At 75.9% G+C, this 18,478-nt stretch carries 19 protein-coding genes; 13 read left to right on the forward strand and 6 right to left on the reverse strand.

Translation table 11 applies throughout. The features are described from left to right. Positions 1 to 89: 89 nt before the first annotated feature. Positions 90 to 566 (forward strand): hypothetical protein, encoded by a 477-nt coding sequence (locus IR170_RS06680; RefSeq protein WP_193661742.1) that lies wholly within the window; start codon positions 90 to 92, stop codon positions 564 to 566. A 97-nt stretch (positions 567 to 663) separates the two neighbouring features. Here the strand turns inward: IR170_RS06680 and IR170_RS06685 are convergent, their stop codons facing one another. Next, positions 664 to 942: an HU family DNA-binding protein gene (locus IR170_RS06685; protein ID WP_193661743.1), complete on the reverse strand. Its 279-nt coding sequence runs from the start codon at positions 940 to 942 to the stop codon at positions 664 to 666. Positions 943 to 1,295: 353 nt separating this feature from the next. On the opposite strand from IR170_RS06685, the gene IR170_RS20235 reads away from it, so the two are divergent. From IR170_RS20235 to IR170_RS06705, 4 genes are all read left to right on the forward strand, one after another. Then, positions 1,296 to 2,915, forward strand: a complete 1,620-nt coding sequence (locus tag IR170_RS20235; RefSeq protein WP_193661744.1) for a GMC family oxidoreductase — start codon at positions 1,296 to 1,298, stop codon at positions 2,913 to 2,915. Then, positions 2,912 to 4,522, forward strand: a complete 1,611-nt coding sequence (locus IR170_RS06695) for an aldehyde dehydrogenase family protein (RefSeq protein ID WP_193661745.1) — start codon at positions 2,912 to 2,914, stop codon at positions 4,520 to 4,522. The genes IR170_RS20235 and IR170_RS06695 overlap by 4 nt, the downstream gene beginning before the upstream one ends. 130 nt (positions 4,523 to 4,652) lie before the next feature. Continuing rightward, entirely contained in the window at positions 4,653 to 5,498 is an 846-nt protein-coding gene (locus tag IR170_RS06700) for an Fpg/Nei family DNA glycosylase (RefSeq protein WP_193661746.1), read from the forward strand. 75 nt (positions 5,499 to 5,573) lie between these two features. Beyond that, positions 5,574 to 6,773: a PQQ-dependent sugar dehydrogenase gene (locus IR170_RS06705; RefSeq protein WP_193661747.1), complete on the forward strand. Its 1,200-nt coding sequence runs from the start codon at positions 5,574 to 5,576 to the stop codon at positions 6,771 to 6,773. Positions 6,774 to 6,845: 72 nt separating this feature from the next. On the opposite strand, the gene IR170_RS19375 is transcribed toward IR170_RS06705, so the two are convergent. Continuing rightward, positions 6,846 to 7,454: a GNAT family N-acetyltransferase gene (locus tag IR170_RS19375; RefSeq protein ID WP_251534450.1), complete on the reverse strand. Its 609-nt coding sequence runs from the start codon at positions 7,452 to 7,454 to the stop codon at positions 6,846 to 6,848. Between the two features lie 247 nt (positions 7,455 to 7,701). Between IR170_RS19375 and IR170_RS06715 the strand changes: the two genes are divergently transcribed. Together IR170_RS06715 and IR170_RS06720 are read left to right on the forward strand one after the other, a co-directional pair. Beyond that, complete coding sequence (locus IR170_RS06715; RefSeq protein WP_193661749.1) at positions 7,702 to 9,438, forward strand: DUF429 domain-containing protein; 1,737 nt, start codon at positions 7,702 to 7,704, stop codon at positions 9,436 to 9,438. Positions 9,439 to 9,541: 103 nt separating this feature from the next. Continuing rightward, positions 9,542 to 10,045, forward strand: coding sequence for a mycothiol transferase (locus IR170_RS06720; protein WP_193661750.1), 504 nt, complete (start codon positions 9,542 to 9,544; stop codon positions 10,043 to 10,045). Between the two features lie 42 nt (positions 10,046 to 10,087). On the opposite strand, the gene IR170_RS06725 is transcribed toward IR170_RS06720, so the two are convergent. The 3 genes from IR170_RS06725 to IR170_RS06735 form a co-directional block, all read right to left on the reverse strand. Beyond that, on the reverse strand, positions 10,088 to 10,831 hold the full coding sequence (locus IR170_RS06725; RefSeq protein WP_319804938.1) for a Type 1 glutamine amidotransferase-like domain-containing protein: 744 nt from the start codon (positions 10,829 to 10,831) through the stop codon (positions 10,088 to 10,090). Then, positions 10,828 to 11,613, reverse strand: a complete 786-nt coding sequence (locus IR170_RS06730; RefSeq protein WP_193661751.1) for a hypothetical protein — start codon at positions 11,611 to 11,613, stop codon at positions 10,828 to 10,830. The genes IR170_RS06725 and IR170_RS06730 overlap by 4 nt, the downstream gene beginning before the upstream one ends. 79 nt (positions 11,614 to 11,692) lie before the next feature. Beyond that, positions 11,693 to 12,982, reverse strand: a complete 1,290-nt coding sequence (locus IR170_RS06735) for an MFS transporter (RefSeq protein WP_319804939.1) — start codon at positions 12,980 to 12,982, stop codon at positions 11,693 to 11,695. Positions 12,983 to 13,143: 161 nt separating this feature from the next. On the opposite strand from IR170_RS06735, the gene IR170_RS06740 reads away from it, so the two are divergent. The 4 genes from IR170_RS06740 to IR170_RS06755 all read left to right on the forward strand — a co-directional run bounded on the left by IR170_RS06740 (position 13,144) and on the right by IR170_RS06755 (position 16,343). Then, the gene (locus IR170_RS06740) at positions 13,144 to 14,529 is read left to right on the forward strand and encodes a type I glutamate--ammonia ligase (RefSeq protein WP_193661752.1); all 1,386 of its coding nucleotides are present in this window, start codon (positions 13,144 to 13,146) and stop codon (positions 14,527 to 14,529) included. Between the two features lie 62 nt (positions 14,530 to 14,591). Then, complete coding sequence (locus IR170_RS06745) at positions 14,592 to 15,452, forward strand: DUF6885 family protein (protein WP_193661753.1); 861 nt, start codon at positions 14,592 to 14,594, stop codon at positions 15,450 to 15,452. 64 nt (positions 15,453 to 15,516) lie between these two features. Further along, a complete protein-coding gene (locus IR170_RS06750; RefSeq protein ID WP_193661754.1) occupies positions 15,517 to 15,813 on the forward strand; it encodes an antibiotic biosynthesis monooxygenase family protein in 297 nt (98 codons plus the stop codon). Positions 15,814 to 15,890: 77 nt separating this feature from the next. Next, on the forward strand, positions 15,891 to 16,343 hold the full coding sequence (locus IR170_RS06755) for a DUF427 domain-containing protein (RefSeq protein ID WP_319804940.1): 453 nt from the start codon (positions 15,891 to 15,893) through the stop codon (positions 16,341 to 16,343). Between the two features lie 102 nt (positions 16,344 to 16,445). On the opposite strand, the gene IR170_RS06760 is transcribed toward IR170_RS06755, so the two are convergent. Next, complete coding sequence (locus tag IR170_RS06760; protein WP_193661755.1) at positions 16,446 to 16,865, reverse strand: VOC family protein; 420 nt, start codon at positions 16,863 to 16,865, stop codon at positions 16,446 to 16,448. Between the two features lie 285 nt (positions 16,866 to 17,150). Here IR170_RS06760 and IR170_RS06765 point away from each other — a divergent pair, with 285 nt between their 5' ends. Both IR170_RS06765 and IR170_RS06770 read left to right on the forward strand, forming a co-directional pair. Next, entirely contained in the window at positions 17,151 to 18,008 is an 858-nt protein-coding gene (locus IR170_RS06765) for a PadR family transcriptional regulator (protein WP_193661756.1), read from the forward strand. Then, positions 18,005 to 18,475, forward strand: coding sequence for a DUF1707 SHOCT-like domain-containing protein (locus tag IR170_RS06770; RefSeq protein ID WP_193661757.1), 471 nt, complete (start codon positions 18,005 to 18,007; stop codon positions 18,473 to 18,475). Before IR170_RS06765 ends, IR170_RS06770 begins: the two co-directional genes overlap by 4 nt. Positions 18,476 to 18,478 lie beyond the last annotated feature (3 nt).

The following is an 18,478-nucleotide window of genomic DNA, read 5'->3' on the forward strand; positions in this document are numbered from 1 at the left end:
CTGCGCGTCGTCGTCTGGCGGTAGGTGCCGGCCGCCTGTCGCTGGGCTGGGTGACCGGACGGGCGGACGGCCACCCGTAGGTTCTCCTCGTGGCGACCACCTCAGACGACCTCGTCGGCCGACCCCACTCCACGCAGCGGATGGTGGCCGTGCTGCCGGGTGTGCCGATGCTGCTCATCGGTCTCTTCCTGGTGGCGGTGCGCCTCAACCCCGTCGGGCTGGTGCTCGTCGTGCTCGGCTTCGCCATGGTGTCGAACCTGTGGCGCAAGGTGACCGTGCACGAGGACCACCTCGTGGCGCAGGGCCGCTTCTCGCGCCGCCGCCTCGACCTGCGCGAGATCACCCAGGTCGGTCTCTCGACCTTCGCCGCCGCCTGGGTGCAGCCGCGCCACGGCAAGGCGATCCAGCTGTGGATGATCTCCGAGGGCGACGACATCGTGAACCCGGGCCGGATGGGCTTCATCCGCCAGCTGCGCGAGCGTGCGGCCCGCGCGGGCGCCACCCTCGAGCCCGAGCTGCAGGAGCCGACCGACCCGGCCGAGGCCGACCGCTGGTTCGGCCGCTGAGCCGGGGGCGGCCCGGCCCGGACGCGACGAGGCCGCCCACCGGGAGTCCCGGGGGCGGCCTCGTCGTAGGACGTCCGGCCGGTCGGCCGGGGTCGGGTCAGCTCTTGGCGACGGCCTTCTTGAGCTGGGCGCCGGCCTTGAACGCGGGAGCGGTGCTGGCCGCGATCTCCATGGTCTCGCCGGTCTGCGGGTTGCGGCCCTGGCGAGCCGAGCGCTCACGGGTCTCGAAGGTGCCGAAGCCGGGGAGGGTGACCTTGTCACCGGCGGCGAGGGCCGAGGTGATGGAGTCGATGACGGCGTTGACGGCCTTGTCGGCCTGGGCGCCGGTGATGTCGGCGGCGGACGCGACGGCGTCGCGGAGCTCGGTCTTGTTCATGGTGGAACCACCTCTCGGGTGCGGAGCACCCCGGTCGAGTATCGGATGACGCGACGACGACGGGGCTCGTCCACAGGGCTGTGGGGCCTGCGACCGGTGCCGTCGTCGTACGGCGCAGCCTCGATCCCACCGCGCCGAGGGGGCTCCTGCCAAGTCGACGCACCGGTCGCGGGCCCGCCGTCGGGCCCGAAGAGCCCGATCCGGCGCGGATTTGACCCTGCGCGGGCTCCGCGGCGACCACAACGCAGGTCCGCGCGCTGCGGCGCCGTGGACAGCGCGTTGTGACGCCCACCACCACGCCGTAGGTTCGGGGGACCGCGGCCCGGCAGGGGCCGCCCGGGCGAGGAGGTGCCGTGGCCGAGCGCGAGAGCTTCGACTACGTGGTCGTGGGAGCCGGCAGCGGCGGGGCGGTGGTGGCCGCCAGGCTGACCGAGGACCCGTCGGTCTCCGTGCTGCTGCTGGAGGCGGGGGGAGCGGCCGACGCCGACGAGATCACCATTCCCGCGGCCTTCGCCAACCTCTTCAAGACCCGGTGGGACTGGAACTACACCACCACCGAGCAGAAGCAGCTCGAGAGCAGGCGTGCCTACTGGCCGCGCATGAAGGCGCTCGGCGGCTGCTCGTCGATGAACGCCATGATCTACATCCGCGGCAACCACGCCGACTTCGACACCTGGCGCGACGCCCACGGCGCCACCGGCTGGGGCCACGCCGACGTGCTGCCCTACTTCGTGCGCTCCGAGGGCAACACCCGCCTCGGCGGACCCCACCACGGCCAGGACGGCCCGTTGCACGTCGAGGACCGCCGCTACACCCACCCGCTGACCCACGCCTTCGTCGACGCCGCGGTCGCGTCGGGCTTCAAGCCCACCGACGACTTCAACGGCGCCGAGCAGGAGGGGGCGGGGCTCTACCAGGTCACCCAGCGCAAGGGACGGCGCTGGTCGGTGGCCAAGGCCTACCTCGAGCCCGCCGCCGACCGGCCCAACCTGACGGTGCGCACCGGGGCCTTCGTGGAGAAGGTGCTGGTCGAGGGCGGCCGGGCGGTCGGGGTCAGCTACCAGCAGGGCCCGACCGTGCGCACGGCGTACGTCGAGGCCGAGGTGGTGCTCGCCGGCGGCGCGGTGAACTCCCCGCAGCTGCTGATGCTCTCGGGCATCGGGCCGGGGGCCCACCTGCGCGAGATCGGCGTCGACGTGCTCGTCGACCTGCCGGGTGTGGGCCAGAACCTCCACGACCACCCGGCCGTCCCGCTGGTCTTCCGCACCCGCGACACCACCGACCTGATGGACCACAACACGCTGGTGCAGTTCGCCCGGGCCAAGGCCACCGGCACCGGGCCGCTGGTCTCCAACGTCGGCGAGGGCGGCGGCTTCTGGCGCACCCGCGACGACCTGGCCGCCCCCGACCTGCAGGTGCACGTGGCGCCGACCGGCTTCTACGACAACGGCCTGCACGAGCCCACCACCCGCAACGTCACCCTCGCCCCGACCCTGGTGCACGTGGCCAGCCGCGGCTCGGTGCGGCTGCGCTCGACCGATCCGCGCTGGCACCCCGACATCGACCCGGGCTACTACGACGACCAGGCCGACCTCGACGCCATGACCGCGGGGGTGCGCCGGATGCTGGAGGTCGCCGCGACCGGGCCGCTGGCGGCCCACGTCGTCGGCCCCGGTCTGCCCACGATGCAGGGCTGGGGCGCCGACCCCACCGACGCGCAGATCGTCGAGCACGTGCGCGCCCAGACCCAGACCCTCTACCACCCCGTCGGCACCTGCGCGATGGGCTCCGACGAGCGCGCCGTGGTCGACCCCGAGCTGCGCGTGCGCGGCGTCGCGGGTCTGCGCGTGGCCGACGCCAGTGTCATGCCGATGGTCACCCGCGGCAACACCAACGCCCCCTCGATCATGATCGGCGAGCGCGCCGCGGACCTCCTGCGAGGCCGCACCGCCGCCGGGAAGGACCACCGATGAGCCTCGACACCGGCCTCGACGCCCACGCCGACCCCCACGCCGACCCCCACGCCGAGGGCCTCGGCCTGCCGGAGGGCCAGGACGGGCCCGCCGACGGGCCGACCTTCGACTCCCTCGACCCCGCCACCGGCGACGTCGTGGGCACCCACCCGGTCGACGACGCCGCCGCGGTCGACGCCGCGGTGGCCCGCGCCCGGCAGAGCGCCGGCTGGTGGGCCGCGCTCGGCTTCGACGGGCGCAAGGAGGTGCTGGCCCAGTGGCGCGGGGTGCTGACGCGCCGGATCGGCCAGCTCGCCGCGGTCGTGCACGCCGAGACCGGCAAGCCCCACGCCGACGCCGCCCTCGAGATCGGCCTGGCCATCGACCACCTGGCCTGGGTCGGCGCGCACGCCGAGAAGGTGCTGGGCCGCAAGCGGGTCTCGCCCGGACTGCTGCTGTCGAACCAGACGGCGTCGGTGGAGTACCTCCCGCTCGGCGTGGTCGGCGTCATCGGCCCGTGGAACTACCCCGTCTTCACGCCCATGGGCTCGATCGCCTACGCCCTGGCCGCCGGCAACGCCGTGGTCTTCAAGCCCAGCGAGCTCACCCCCGGCGTCGGGCGCTGGCTGGCCGACAGCCTGCGCGAGGTCGTCGGCGACCGCGCGCTGCTCCAGGTCGTGACCGGCTTCGGCGAGACCGGCGCCGCGCTGTGCCGCGCCGACATCGACAAGCTCGCCTTCACCGGGTCGACGGCCACCGGCAAGCGGGTGATGGCCACCTGCGCCGAGCGGCTCACGCCGGTGGTGATCGAGGCCGGCGGCAAGGACGCCCTGCTGGTCGACGCCGACGCCGACGTCACGGCCGCCGCCGACGCCGCGGCCTGGGGTGCCTTCTCCAACGCCGGGCAGACCTGCATCGGCGTCGAGCGGGTCTACGTGCACGAGCAGGTCTACGACCGCTTCCTCGCCGAGCTCAGCGACCGCGCCCGCGCCGTGCACGCCGGCAACGACCCCGCCGCCAAGCTGGGCCCGATGACGATGGCCAGCCAGGTCGACGTCGTGCGCAGCCACGTCAGCGACGCCCTGCAGCGCGGCGGGCGCGCGGTCGTGGGCGGGGAGGACACGGTGGGGGAGCGCTTCGTGCAGCCCACCGTGCTCGTCGACGTGCCCGAGGACTCCCTCGCCGTCACCGAGGAGACCTTCGGGCCCACCGTGACCGTGCGCAAGGTGCGCGACATGGACGAGGCGGTCGCGCTGACCAACGCCGGCAAGTACGGCCTGGGCTCCACGGTCTTCTCCGCCAAGCGCGGGCCCGAGATCGCCCGCCGGCTGCGCACCGGCATGACCGCGGTCAACTCCGTCATCTCCTTCGCCGCCGTGCCGGGGCTGCCCTTCGGCGGGGTCGGCGACTCCGGCTTCGGGCGCATCCACGGCCCCGACGGTCTCAAGGAGTTCACCTACGCCAAGGCCGTCACCCGCCAGCGCTTCAAGCCGGTGCTCAACCTGACGACCTTCGACCGCACCCCCGAGCAGGACACCACCTTCGCCACCCTGCTCACCGCGCTGCACGGGCGCGCCAGCCAGCTGCCGAAGAGGCCGCGCAAGCCGCTGCGCACCCGCAAGGACTGAGCCCGCTCCGGTCCGGTCCGACCGGTGTCCGGCCGAGGTCTGGCCGGGTCCGGTCGGGGTCCCGCCGCTGCGTCGGCGGGACCCCCGGCCACGGCACGGCGGCTTGGAGCGGCCTGCTCCACTGGTGGGCATGCCCGAGGGCCACTCCATCCACCGTCTGGCCCGCCGCCACGACCGCCTGCTCGTCGGCCACCGCGTCGCGGCCAGCAGCCCGCAGGGCCGCTTCGCCGAGGGCGCGGCCCTGCTCGACGGGCGGGTGCTCGCCCAGACCCACGCCCGCGGCAAGCACCTCTTCCACCGCTACGTCGAGCCCGCGGCCTGGCCGCAGGACCGCGATGCGCCCTCCGGACCCGACGACCGGTGGCTGCACGTCCACCTCGGCCTCTACGGCAAGTGGGCCGACGGCCGCGGTGAGCCCGAGGCGCCACGGGGCGCGCTGCGGCTGCGCCTGGTCAGCGACGCCCACTGGTTCGACCTGCGGGGCCCGACGGCCTGCGAGCTGCTGACCCCGGGGGAGCGCCAGGCGATCCTCGACCGTCTCGGCCCCGACCCGCTCGACCCCGCCTGCGACCCCGCGCCCGCCACCCGCCGGATCGGGCGCAGCCGCGCTCCCATCGGCACCCTGCTGATGGACCAGTCGGTCGTGGCCGGCATCGGCAACGTCTACCGCGCCGAGGTGCTGCTGCGCAGCCGCGTGAGCCCCTTCCTGCCCGGGCGCGACCTCGACGCCACCACGTGGAGCCACCTGTGGGAGGACCTCAAGGTGCTCATGGAGGCCGGGGTCAGGGCCGGGCGCATCGTCACCACCGAGCCCGACCACCGCGAGCGGCCCGCCGGGCGCCCGCGTCGCGTCGACGCGACGTACGTCTACGGCCGCACCGGGCTGCCGTGCCGGATCTGCGACACCCCCGTCGAGGCGGCCGAGCTCGGCGCACGGCGGGTGTTCTGGTGCCCCACCTGCCAGCCCGACCCGTGAGCGGCCGCTGAGGCGCGGGGGATCCACGTGAAACATCGCGGCCGCGCGGTTGGGCCCTCTTGCCACCATGGCTGCATGACCTCCCGTCTCCCCAGCCGTCTGCCGAGCCGCCCCGCGAGCCGTCTCGCCGCCCTCGCGACCACGGGCCTGCTGGCGGCCGTGCTGGTCGGCTGCGGTGACGAGGACACGGCCGCCACCGGCGAGCCCAACCCCGCCACCCGCACGGCCGAGCCGTCGGCGACCGCGTCGGAGGAGCCGGCCGGGGAGGGCGAGGGCGCCCCGCGCACCGGCGAGGACCTCGACGTCGCCGAGGTCGCCACGGGCCTCACCAGCCCCTGGGGCATGGTGCTTCTCGAGGACGGCGGCGCGCTGGTCAGCGAGCGCGACACCACCGACATCAAGCTGCTGCCCGCGGGCGACCCCGGCCGCCCGCGCGTCGTGGCCACCGTCGAGGCCGCCGAGCCGACCGGCGAGGCCGGACTGCTGGGTCTGGCCGCCACGCCCGACGAGCGCACCGTGCTGGCCTACTACACCACCGCCGAGGACAACCGGATCGCCGCGATGAGCTGGGACGGTCGCCGCCTCGGCGAGCCACGGGTGATCGTCGACGGCATCCCCGCCGGCGCGACCTACCACCACGGCGGACGGATGCTGGTCGGCCCCGACGGCTACCTCTACGTCAGCACCGGCGAGACCGGCGACGTCGAGCTGGCCCAGGACCCCGAGTCGCTGGGCGGCAAGATCCTGCGCTACACCGTCGAGGGCGAGCCCGCCCCCGGCAACCCCTTCGGCGACGCGGTCTACAGCCTCGGGCACCGCAACGTGCAGGGCCTGGCCTTCGACGACGAGGGCCGGCTGTGGGCCTCGGAGTTCGGCGACGCCAGCTGGGACGAGCTCAACCTCATCGAGGCCGGCGCCAACTACGGCTGGCCGCGGGTCGAGGGCACCGGCGGGGAGCCGGAGTACGTCGACCCCGTCGCCGTCTGGCGCACCGCCGACGCCTCCCCCTCGGGCCTGGCCTTCTGGGACGGCTCGCTGTGGATGGCCGCCCTGCGCGGCCAGCAGCTGTGGGAGGTACCGCTCGACGGTGCCGGGTCGCGCGCCGGGGCCGACGAGGTCGGACAGCCGGTCTCGCACCTGGCCGGGGAGTACGGCCGGCTGCGCACCGTCACCACGCTGCCCGACGGCAGCGGGCTGTGGCTGGCCACCTCCAACACCGACGGTCGCGGCGACGTGCGCGACGGCGACGACCGGGTGCTCGAGCTGACCCGCTGACCGGCCGGCGCCGACGGCGGGCGCCGACCGGGGGGCCGTCGACCGGTCGGCATGGCGCGCTGCGGGGTCCGGTCACGAGCGGGCGCGCCACTCCTCGGCCAGCAGGGCGTAGGTGAGGCCGTCGAGCCAGCCGCGCGAGCGGTGCAGCGAGTCGCCGACGGTGTGGGCCTCTCGGCGCATCCCGACGCGCTCCATCAGCCGCCACGACGGCGTGTTGTCGGCGAAGCAGTCGGCCACCACCCGGCGCAGCCCGAGAGCGTCGAAGCAGACGCCGAGCAGCGCCCCGACCGCCTCGGTGGCCAGGCCCTGCCCGCCGTACGCCGGGTCGAGGACCCAGCCGAGCCGCGCCTGCGTGCCGGCCGCGCGGTCGGCGACCTCGGTCTGGGCCCAGGCGTCCTCTACGGCGAGCATGAGGTCGCCCACCACCACGCCGGGCCGCTCGCGCCGCTCGACGACCAGCGACGTCGCCAGCCGCTGCGGGCGGGTGAACATCGCGGCGTACTCCCCCGGCCCGAGCGCGGCCGAGGAGAGCCACTCGTGCACCTCGGGGCGACGACGGATCGCGTAGGTGGCCGTCACGTCGGCCCGCTCGGCGCGGCGCAGCAACAGCCGCTCGGTCCTCACCGGCCACGGCACCCGGGTCAGCGGGTCCGACGGGTCGGCCACGGCGTGCTCGCTCACGCCTCGATGGTGCCTGGTCGGGCGGGGGCGGTCACGCGGGTTTCGCCAGCCGGCCGGCGAAACCCGCACTGGTCGGCCCACGCGCGGGCCGACAGGTGCGGTTCCGGGCCGACAGGTGGCGGGTCTGGGCCGACAGGTGCGGGTTTCACCGGCTGACCGGTGAAACCCGCAGCCACCCGCACCCCCCACGACCCGCCCACCCACCTCTCCCGCCCCGCGGCCAGGGCCGATAGGGCAGGGTGAGGGGGTGTACTTCATCGGCGTCGACCTCGCGTGGGGAGACCGGAGCCCGACGGGCCTGGCGGTGGTGGACGGGACGTCGCGGCTGCTGCACCTCTCGGCGGTGCGCTCCGACGACGAGATCGCGGAGGCGCTGGCGCCGTACGTGACCGGCGACTGCCTGGTGGCCATCGACGCGCCGCTCGTGGTGACCAACCCGACCGGGTCGCGGCCCGCGGAGAAGGCGCTGAGCAAGGACTTCCGCCGCTTCGAGGCCGGCGCCCACCCGGCCAACACCGGCAAGCCCGAGTTCGCGCACGGCACGCGCGGCGGAAGGGTCGCGGAGCGCCTCGATCTCGACATCGACCCCCGCTCGGCGCGCAGCCGCCGCGCGATCGAGGTCTACCCCCACCCCGCGACGGTGGTGCTCTTCGACCTGCCGCGCACGCTGAAGTACAAGAACAAGCGCGGCCGCGACCTCGACGGGCTGCGCGAGGCGCTGCTGACGCTGATGTCGCACGTCGAGACAGTCGTCGACGTCGACGAGACCTGGCGCGGCCTGCGCGCCCAGGTCGAGCAGGCCACGCGCAAGAGCGAGCTGCGGGTGGTCGAGGACCAGGTCGACGCCGTGGTCTGCGCCTACGTCGCGCTCTTCGCCTCCCGCTCGCCCGACCGGGTCACGACCTACGGCGACCTCGAGACCGGCTACATCGTCACCCCCACGCTGCCGGGCGCCGAGCCCGAGCTGGCCCGCGAGGACGTCGTGCGCGCCGCCGTGCGGGCCTACGACGCCCAGCACGACGAGCTCCGCCTGGCCGCCGAGGAGGCCGCCGCCCTGGTCACCCGGATCCTCGACGAGGCCGGCATCAACTACCTCACCGTCACCTCGCGGGCCAAGAGCGTCGCGTCCTTCGCCGAGAAGGCAGGCCGCACCAGCGCCGGCGTGCCGCTCTACTCCGACCCGCTGACCCAGATCACCGACCAGGTCGGCGTGCGGGTCATCGCCTACGTCGTGAGCGACGTCGACGCGGTGGCCGACCTGCTCGGCGACCAGGTCGTCGTCAAGGACGACCGCGACATGGGCCAGGACGCCATCAGCGCCGGCGGCTTCGGCTACGCCAGCCGCCACCTGCTCATCACCCCCGACCCGGCCCGCGAGGGCGACCCGGCGCTGGCCCACCTCGAGGGCCGCACCGCCCAGGTGCAGGTGCGCACCGTGCTGCAGCACGCGTGGGCGGAGTTCGAGCACGACATCCGCTACAAGGGCGTCGTGCCCGAGGAGCACGCCGCCGACTTCGACCGCCGCTTCACCCTCGCCGCGGGCCTGCTGGAGCTGGCCGACCGGGAGTTCGCGGAGATCCGCGACCGGCTGCGCGCCGGGCCGCGCGGGTCGGTGGAGCCCTCCGAGCACTCCGAGGACGAGATCGACGGCGACCTCGACCCGCGTCTCGACGCGCGCGAGCTGGCGGCCTTCCTGGCCGGGCAGTACGCCGACGCCGGGTGGTCGCGCACCGACCACTACGCCTGGATCTCCGGGCTGCTGCTCGAGCTCGGGATCACCTCCCTCGACGAGCTGGCCACCGCCCTGCGCCCGGTCGCCGACCTCGACCTCAACGCCCGCATGGACTACCGCTACCCGCCCGGCGCGGTGCGACGCCTCGACGACGCCCTGCTGGCCTCCTTCGGCCAGACCTACGTCGACCTGCACGGCAACGCCCACCGCGTCGCGCTGCTGGCCTCCCGGCTGGAGCGGCTGCGCGGCTGACCCGCGCCCGACGGGCGGTCGCGGCCGTCCCTCCCCGTCCCGGTCGCTCCGCACGCCCGGGCGGGCGAGGACCGCGGTGGCGGGGTCGACGTAGGTTCGGGTCATGACTCCCGCAGAGCTGCTCACCGACGCCTTCGAGCGCATCCTGGAGGCGGGCACCGCCGCGGTCGACGGGCTCGACGCCGACCAGCTCGCCCACCGCCCGGGCGTCGACGCCAACCCGATCGGCTGGCTGGTCTGGCACGCCGCGCGGGTGCAGGACGACCACGTCGCCGGCGTCGCCGACCTCGAGCAGGTCTGGACCGCGCAGGGCTTCGCCCGCCGCTTCGACCTGCCCTACGACGACGCCTCCATCGGCTACGGCCAGTCCAGCGAGGAGGTCGGTGCGCTGCGGGTCGAGGCCGACCTGCTGGTGGAGTACCTGCGCGCGGTGCACGCGCAGACCACGGCGTACGTCGCGACGCTCGGCGCCGAGGACCTCGACCGTGTCGTCGACGAGCACTGGGACCCGCCGGTGACCCTGGCCGTGCGCCTGGTCAGCGTGGTCAACGACGACCTCCAGCACGTCGGCCAGGCCGCCTACGTGCGCGGGCTGCTCGGCGCCTGACCCGGGCCCCACCGCCCGGCCGCTCTGCCGCCCGGGCGGTGGTCAGCCGAGGAAGCGGACGTCGACGGGGCTCTCGGCCACGGGCACGGCCTCCATGGCGTCGTCGAGCCCGTCGGCGTCGCCGGCGCGGTGCACCCGGAAGGCCCGGGCGTCGGGGCGCGAGGACACTGCCTCGACCAGCTCGCCGTCGCGGAAGAGCAGCGCGCAGCCGTCGTCGGCGGCGTAGCCGGAGGGCAGGACGCCGCGCCCGACGAGGTCGACGTAGGTCGGCTGCCGCTCGGCCTCGCCGTCGTAGTGCGGGCAGGCGCTGCCGCGCAGCAGCCCCAGCCCGTCGGGCAGGGCGTCGAGCGGGCCCCAGGAGTCGGTGACCGAGCCCTCGAACCAGCAGTTCATGCCGGCGCTGATCCCGGCCAGCACGACCCCGGCCTCCCCGGCCTCGCGCAGCACCTCGTCGAGGCCGTGCAGGCGCCACAGGGCCAGCAGGTTGAGGGTGGAGCCGCCGCCGACGTAGACGACGTCGGCGGCCAGGACCTGCTCGCGCAGGTCGCGTCCGTCGCGGCGGAAGAGGCTCAGCACGTCGGTCTCGGCGCGCTCGGCGAAGGCGGCCTCGAAGTCGGCGATCCGGCCCTGGTCGTCGCCGGCGGCCGTCGGCACGTAGAGCACCCGCGGTCGGTCGCCGGCACCGCGCCGGCGGGTGGCCAGCGAGAGCAGGAAGTCGTCGAGCAGCGGGTTGTCGGGCTCCATCAGGAAGCCGCCCCCGCCGAGGGTCAGGATGGTGGTGCTCACGCTCTCTCCTCCTCGTCCTGCTCCCGCTCGACCCGCTTCTTGATGCCGCGCAGCCCGGGGAGCTTGCCCAGCATCTCGTTGAGCTCGCGGGAGACGTCGAGCAGGTCGTGCAGGTCGGGCGCGACGCTGCTCAGCGACTCCAGCATCGGCACGATGTCGGTCTCCATCTTCTCGGCCAGCAGCGGCAGCTGGTCGACCAGCGCGACCATGGCGTCGACCTCGTGGGGGTGGGTGGTCTCGGCCAGCCGGTCGAGCACCGGCAGCAGCCGGGTCAGCGGCGGCACGACCTGCTCGAGCAGGGGCTCGACCCGCTGCACCATCGGCTCGGCGCGGCCCACGAGCGCCTCGGCGCGGCCCACCAGCGGGGCGCCCTCGTCGAGGAGGCCGCCGGCCCGCTCGACCAGCGGCGCCCCGGCGTCGAGCAGCCCGTCGGCGCGGCCGAGCAGCGGCGCGGCCTGGCCGACGAGGCGGTCGGCGCGGCCCAGCAGCGGCTCGACGTCGTCGAGGAGGCCCGCGACCCGCTCGGCGAGCGGCTCGAACGACGTGAGCGCCCGGTCGGCCCGCGCCCGGGTGCGGTCGACCTCCGCGACCACCTCGTCGGCGGCCAGGCGGGTGGCGTCGACGCGCTCCAGCAGCAGCCGGGCCTCGCCCACCAGCCCCTGGGCCGAGGCCAGCAGCGCCTCGGCGCCCGCGAGCAGGCCGACCACGCGGGGACCGGCGGCCACGGCCTGGTCCACCAGCCACCTGACGTCGGAGGGACCGGGCAGCGGGGGGAGTCTCATCACCTCAACCTAGGCCGCGCCGGCCCGCCCGGCTCCACCCCGGGGGCCGAGGCCCGGGCCGGGCGGCGCCTCCGGTCGCTCAGGTCAGGGGCGCGGCGGTGCGGGTGAGGCGGTAGCGGACGAACGACGGCACCGCGAGCGCCGCGAGCACCGTGCCGACGACCACGAGCACGCCGCCGCCGGCCGCGGCGGCCCCGGCGCCGACCGAGGCGGCGGCCGCGCCGTGGGCGACGTCGGCGATCCGGGGACCGCCCGCGACCACCACGATGAACACGCCCTGGAGGCGCCCGCGCACGGCGTCGTCGGCAGCGGTCATCAGCATCGAGCTGCGGAAGGCCGCCGAGGCCATGTCGGCGGCGCCGCCCACCATGAGCATCAGCAGCGCCACCACGAGCATCGGGGTGCGCCACCCGTCGACACCGGCCAGCAGCACCGCCGTGCCGAAGCCGACGACGGCCGCTCCCCAGACCAGGATGCACACGATGACGGCCAGGCCCTGCCGCTCGATGCGCGAGACCCACCCGCTCAGCACGCCGCCGAGCACGGCGCCGGCGGGGATGGCGGCGAAGAGCAGCGCGAAGACGATGCCGCCCTCCTCGGGGCCGCCGAAGTCGACCGCGGCGATCTCGGGGAAGAGCGCGCGGGGCATGCCGAAGACCATCGCGATCAGGTCGACCACGAAGGACATCAGCAGCACGGGCTGCTGGCGCAGGTAGGCCAGGCCCTCGACCACCGAGCGCAGGCCGGGGGTGGTCGTGGCCGCGTCGACCACCGCCAGGCTCGGCAGGCCGAGCACCGCGCCGAGCGTGGCCAGCAGGGTGATCGTGTCGATGAGGTAGAGCCACTCGAAGCCGAGCACGGGGATGAGCACCCCCGCCACCAGCGGCCCGGCGATGGCGCCGGCCTGCATGACGGTCATGTTGAGCGAGTTGGCCGCCGGCAGCAGCTCGGGGGGCAGCAGCTTGGGCAGCACGGCGCTGCGGGTGGGCTGGTTGACGGCGAAGAAGGCCTGCTGCACCGCGAAGAGGCACAGCAGCAGCCACACGTTCGTCGAGCCCGCGGCGGCCTGCAGCCAGAACAGCGCGCTGGTGACGATGAGCCCGACGGTGGTGACCAGCAGGATGGTGCGGCGGTCGAAGACGTCGGCCAGGGCGCCGCCGTACAGCCCGAAGACGACGAGGGGCACCAGCCCGAAGAGGCCGGTGAGGCCGACGTAGGCCGAGGAGCCGGTGTCGGCGTAGATCTGCGCGGGCACGGCGACGACGGTGAGCTGGGCGCCGACGACGGTGACGATGTTGGCCAGCCACAGCCGCTTGAAGTGACGGTTCTGCAGCGGTCGCGTGTCTGCGACGAGGTCCCGGATGCCCACGGGTCGCCAACCTACGTCGCCGCCGCGCTGTTCCCAGCCGCGGCCGGGGCGGCCGCCCTGGTCGGTCCGGCTGCACGGTCCGGCTGCCGACGGGCCGGCTGCCGACGGGCCGGCTGTGGATGGGCGGGGCGGGGCCGGTGCGCCGCCGGTAGCGTGCCGTCATGACCGCCACCGGCGTCCCCGACGTCCACGCCCCCGACGTCCACGAGCTCACCGACCGCCTGGCCCGCGAGGGCGTCGTGGGCGTCACCATCGGCTGGGTCGACAACAACGGCATCGTCCGCTCGCGCACCGTGCCCACCGCCGAGCTGCCGGCCGCCGCGCGCCGCGGGGTCGGGGTGACGGCCGTCTTCGCGGTCTTCGACTCCCACGACGTCATCACCTTCGCCCACGAGGGACTCGCCACGCCCTCGGGCGACGTGCGGCTCGTGCCCGTGGTCGACCGCGCCGACAGCGTCGTGCCACTGTCGGGGCAGCCCGGTCTGGCCTGGGTCCACGGCCGCCAGCTCGACGCCGACGGCGACCCGTGGCCCTACTGCCAGCGCAGCGTGCTGGAGCGGCAGGTCGACGCCGCCGCCGAGGCCGGCTTCGCGGTGCGCGCCGGCTTCGAGGTGGAGATGGTCGTCGTGCGCGAGGGCGAGGACTTCACCCCCGCCCACCACGGCCCGGCCTACGGGCCCAACGCGCTGCGCGAGGTCGACGAGTTCACCCGTCGCCTGCTGCGCGACCTCGCCGCCGACGGCATCGCGATCGGACAGCTCCACGCGGAGTACGGCGAGTCGCAGGTCGAGCTCGCCCTCTCCGCGCTCGACCCGCTGGCCATGGCCGACACGCAGGTGCTGGTGCGCCAGACCGTGCAGTCGGCGGCGCGGGCCGAGGGCCTGCGGGTCAGCTTCGCGCCGGTGACGACCGCCGCGGGCGCCGGCAACGGCTGGCACCTGCACACCTCACTGGTGCACGAGGGCCGCAACGCGCTGACCGGCGACGGCCCCCACGGGCTCTCCGACGTGGGCCGCGGCTACCTCGCCGGACTCCTGCGCGAGCTGCCCGGGATCGTCGCCGTCACCGCCCCCAGCGCGGGGTCGCTGCTGCGCCGCCGGCCCGGCTACTGGGCCGGCGCCTACGGCTTCTGGGGCGTCGAGAACCGCGAGGCCGCGCTGCGGCTCGTGCCCGCCTCGCGCCTGCTGGGCCCCGAGCACACCAACGTCGAGCTCAAGGCCAGCGACGCCTCGGCCAACCCCTACCTCTCCCTCGCGGTGGTCATCGGCGCCGGCCTCGCCGGGGTGCGCGACGGGGCCGAGCTGCCCGACCCGGTGCAGGAGGACGTCGGCGCCTGGGACGACGCGCGCCGCGAGGCCGCCGGGATCGTCGCCCTCGCCACCACCCACGAGGAGCAGCGCGCCCACCTGCTGGGCAGCGCGCTGGTGCGCGACGTGCTCGGCGCCGACCTCCTCGGCGCCTTCGTCGCCTGCCGCGACTCCGACGCCGCCTGGGCCGCCGAGCACACCGTCGAGGAGGTCGTCGCCTCCCACCGGTGGCTGTACTGATGCCCGACCGACCGGTGGCGCACCGACCGACCCCGGGCCGAGCCCAGGCAGGACCGCCCGCGGTGCCGGGGCTGCTGCCCGGCGCCGAGCGCGTGCTCGCGGCCCACGGCCCGGCGCTGCCCCAGCCCGACCAGCTCTGCGGCCCCTTCGCCGCCGCCCTGGCCCTGCACGCGGTGCTGGCGTCACCCGCGTCACCCGCGTCCACCGGGGCCGCCCCGCCGGCCAGCACCCGGGCCGCGGCGCCGGCGGCGGCGACGCAGGGCCCGCCGCCGTCCCCGGCAGACCCCGCGGTGCCCTCGGCGACGGCGATCGCGGTGGCCGCCGGCACCGCGATCTGGCCCCACGACGTCGCCGACTGGCGACCGGAGGGTGCCCCGCTGCTGCGCACCGGGTGGGACGAGCTGCCCCGGGCCGCCGCCCTCGAGCACAGCGGCACCGACGCGGCCGGTCTGCTGCGCGGTGTCGAGGCCGCGGCGGGCGACCGGGTGGTCGTCGTGCCCGTGCCCGGGTCGGCGCTCGACGCCGGCGTGCTCGGAGCGCTGCTGGAGCGGCTCCGGGCGGCCGGGCGGCCCGTGGGGGTGGTCGCCAACGTGCGCACCGGCCCGATCAGCCCGCCCGGCGCCGCCTGGGACGTCGGGCACTTCGTCGTGCTGCTCGCCCACGACCCCGCGGGCGGGTCCGGGTCCCAGTCCGGGTCCCAGTCCGGGTCCGGGGGCCGGGTGCTGGTGGGCGACACCTACGCCGAGCTCGGCGCGCCCGGGCTGCCGCCGGGCTGCCGCTGGGTGGCGGTCGAGGCGTTGGCCGAGGCGCTCGCCGCCCCGCCCGGGCGCGGCCTGCTGCTGCTGGCGGGGCGCGAGGACGAGGCGGCCGTGGCCGGCCTCGTCGACGCCGCCGGGCTGCCCCGCGGCGTGTGGGCTACCTGAGCGGCCCCGGCGCCGCGGCGGCCTACGGCGGTGTGCTGCGGTGTGTGGCGGCTAGCCTGCGCGCATGGTCCTCGAGCACGCCCTGCTGCCCGTCCGCCCCGGTCAGGAGGAGGCCTTCGAGGCCGCCTTCGCCCGGGCGCGCTCGATCATCGCCGCCTCGCCCGGCTTCGGCGGGCTGACGCTCTCGCGGCTCGTGGAGCGCCCCGGCACCTATCTCCTGCTCGTGGAGTGGGAGCGCCTCGAGGACCACACCGAGGGCTTCCGCGGCTCGCCCGCCTACGAGCAGTGGCGCGCGATGCTGCACCACTTCTACGACCCCTTCCCGGTCGTGGAGCACGCCGAGAGGGTGATGGAGGCGTGAGCGCGGCCGCCTAGGGTCGGGGTGTGCGCCCCTTGAACCCGCTGAAGCGAGAGAAGCCCGGTCCCGGACAGGAATCGGTGTGGGACTACCCGCGCCCGCCCGCCCTCGACGAGAGCAAGGAGTCGATCGAGGTCACCCTCGGCGGCGTCGTCGTGGCGCGCACGACCCGCAGCTGGCGGGTCATGGAGACCAGCCACCCCCCGACCTACTACCTGCCCCGCGAGGCCTTCATCGACGGGGCGCTGCGCGACGCGGAGGGCAACAGCTTCTGCGAGTGGAAGGGCCTGGCCACCTACTTCGACCTCGTCTCCGGCGACACCGTCGCCCCGCGCGCCGCCTGGACCTACCTCACGCCCACCCCCGGCTTCGAGGCGATCACCGGGGCGATCGCGATCATGCCGGCCTCGGTCGACCGGATCACGGTGAACGACGAGGTGGTGGTGCCCCAGGAGGGCGGCTTCTACGGCGGCTGGATCACCTCGCGCGTCGTCGGCCCCTTCAAGGGAGCCCCCGGCACCTGGGGCTGGTGACCCGACCGGGCTGACCCCGGCCCCGGCGATCCGGCGCCAGTAGGTCCGGCGCCCGGAGGTCGTCTCGGGCCACCCCGCCCCGCGCGGCGCGGGCGCGCGGCCTCAGCCTCCGGGGGCGAACAGGCAGAGCGGGTGGCCCTCCGGGTCGAGCACCACCCGCACGAGCTCCTGCGGCTGGCGCGGCGCCAGCACGGCGCCCAGCTCCAGCGCCCGTGCCACTGCGGCGGCCAGGTCGTCGACGGCCACGTCGAGGTGCGCCTGCATCTGCTGCGCGCCCGGTGCCGCGGGCCAGGTCGGCGGCACGTGGTCGTCCTCGCGCTGGAACGCCAGCCCCGCGGCGGCCGGGTCGACCGCGCCGTCGGGCCCGACCGGCTTGACGACCACCCACCCGGGGTCGGCCGCGCGCTCCTGCGCGCTGTCGCGGTGGCGCCAGCCGAGCAGCGCGACGTAGAAGGCGGCCAGGGCCTCCGGGTCGCGCGCGCCGAGCACCGTCGAGGCGAGGCGGAAGGTGGGCGTCGTCATCCGCCGAACCTACGCCGACACTGCGCCGGTCCCCCTCCGCCGCCCCCTGCCGGGCCCGCCGCTGCCGCCCGCCAGGCCGCCGCCCCAGCCGGTCGGCGCCACCTGTCGGCCCGGACCCGCACCTGTCGGCCCACGCACCGGCCGACAGGTGCGGGTTTCGCCAGCCGGCTGGCGAAACCCGCGCGGCCCTTGTCACCGCCACCAGCCCGACGTACGCTCACGATATATCGCGTAACACTCGACGACAGTCGGTCGCCGGGCGCGACTGACGAGAGGAGTCCGGCCATGAGGCACGGATTCGACAAGCAGCAGCAGCGGGAGTGGGCCGACCGCGCCGAGGCACTCTGGTCCCAGCACCGCCACGGCGGCTGGGGGCCCGGGCCGGGCTTCGGCGGCCCCTTCGGAGCCTTCGGCCCCGGACCGGGCGGCCCCGGCGGACCCCGCGGTCGCGGGGGGCGCCCCGGCCCCCCGCCGTGGCTCGCGGGCCTCTTCGGCCTCGGCGACCCGGAGGCCTCGCGCGGGCCGAAGGTCCGGCGCGGCGACGTGCGAGCGGCCATCCTCGACGTGCTGCGCGCCGCCGGTGAGGCGGGCGAGCCCGTCAACGGATACCAGGTGATCCAGCAGATCGCGCAGCGCTCCGGCGACGCGTGGCGCCCCAGCCCCGGCTCGGTCTACCCGACCGTCGCGCAGCTGCAGGACGAGGGCCTGGTGGAGTCCGACGACGAGCGCAGCCGCCGCACCCTGCGCCTCACGCCGGCCGGTGAGGAGTACGTCGCGACGCACCGCGACGAGCTCGACGCCGTCTGGGCGCCCTTCGAGGCCACCGCCCGCGAGGCGGCGACCGGGCCGCGCGTCGACCTGCGCCCGGAGATCGGGCAGGTGATGAGCGCGGTGTGGCAGATCGTCACCACCGGCACCGACGCCCAGCGCCGCGCCGCCGTCGACGTGCTCGTCGACGCTCGGCGCAAGCTCTACGGCGTGCTCGCCGACGGCGGGGACACCGAGGAGACCGGCGAGGAGACCGGCGGGGACAGCGGCGGCACCGGCCACGACCCCGTCCGGGGCCCGGCCGCGGAGCGCGCCGACGGTGCGTCGACCGACCGGTCGCGCGACGGCACCGCCCGGGAGGCGGACGAGTCATGAGCGAGCAGCACCTGCGCATCGGCGACGCCGAGCGGGAGCAGGCGGCGGGGGCCCTGGGCGAGCACTACGTCCGCGGCCGCCTCGACCACGACGAGCACGCCGAGCGTCTCGAGCGGGTCTGGGCCGCGCGCACCCGGGCCGACCTCGGCCCCCTCTTCGCCGACCTGCCCGCCCCGTGGCCCGACGGCCTCCTCCCGGCGACCCTCGCGCAGCGCCCCGGGTCCGGCGGCGCCGCGCGCGACCCGGGTCGCTGGGTGCCGGGACGCGCGGCGTACTGGTCCGGCGGCCGGGCGCTGCGACCGCGCGGGCTGCCCGCGCCCGTCGTGGCCGTGCTGGCCGTGCTGCTGGTGCTGACCGTGGTCACCCACCTCCCGCTGCTCCTGCTGGGGCTCGGGGCGTGGCTCTTCGTCCACACCCGCCACCGCGCGGCGCGCCCGCAGGGGGCGCGTCGGCCCCAGGCCGGGTGAGCA

The sequence above is a fragment of the Nocardioides kribbensis genome (genome assembly GCF_015070375.1).
Taxonomy (GTDB): domain Bacteria; phylum Actinomycetota; class Actinomycetes; order Propionibacteriales; family Nocardioidaceae; genus Nocardioides; species Nocardioides kribbensis.

Coding starts and splice junctions, on each gene's coding strand:
- IR170_RS06720 (WP_193661750.1), top strand. CDS start 9,542: ATGACTCCCGCAGAGCTGCTCACCGACGCCTTCGAGCGCATCCTGGAG.
- IR170_RS06740 (WP_193661752.1), top strand. CDS start 13,144: ATGACCGCCACCGGCGTCCCCGACGTCCACGCCCCCGACGTCCACGAG.
- IR170_RS06695 (WP_193661745.1), top strand. CDS start 2,912: ATGAGCCTCGACACCGGCCTCGACGCCCACGCCGACCCCCACGCCGAC.
- IR170_RS06750 (WP_193661754.1), top strand. CDS start 15,517: ATGGTCCTCGAGCACGCCCTGCTGCCCGTCCGCCCCGGTCAGGAGGAG.
- IR170_RS06700 (WP_193661746.1), top strand. CDS start 4,653: ATGCCCGAGGGCCACTCCATCCACCGTCTGGCCCGCCGCCACGACCGC.
- IR170_RS06760 (WP_193661755.1), bottom strand. CDS start 16,865: ATGACGACGCCCACCTTCCGCCTCGCCTCGACGGTGCTCGGCGCGCGC.
- IR170_RS06730 (WP_193661751.1), bottom strand. CDS start 11,613: ATGAGACTCCCCCCGCTGCCCGGTCCCTCCGACGTCAGGTGGCTGGTG.
- IR170_RS06765 (WP_193661756.1), top strand. CDS start 17,151: ATGAGGCACGGATTCGACAAGCAGCAGCAGCGGGAGTGGGCCGACCGC.
- IR170_RS06770 (WP_193661757.1), top strand. CDS start 18,005: ATGAGCGAGCAGCACCTGCGCATCGGCGACGCCGAGCGGGAGCAGGCG.
- IR170_RS06685 (WP_193661743.1), bottom strand. CDS start 942: ATGAACAAGACCGAGCTCCGCGACGCCGTCGCGTCCGCCGCCGACATC.
- IR170_RS06705 (WP_193661747.1), top strand. CDS start 5,574: ATGACCTCCCGTCTCCCCAGCCGTCTGCCGAGCCGCCCCGCGAGCCGT.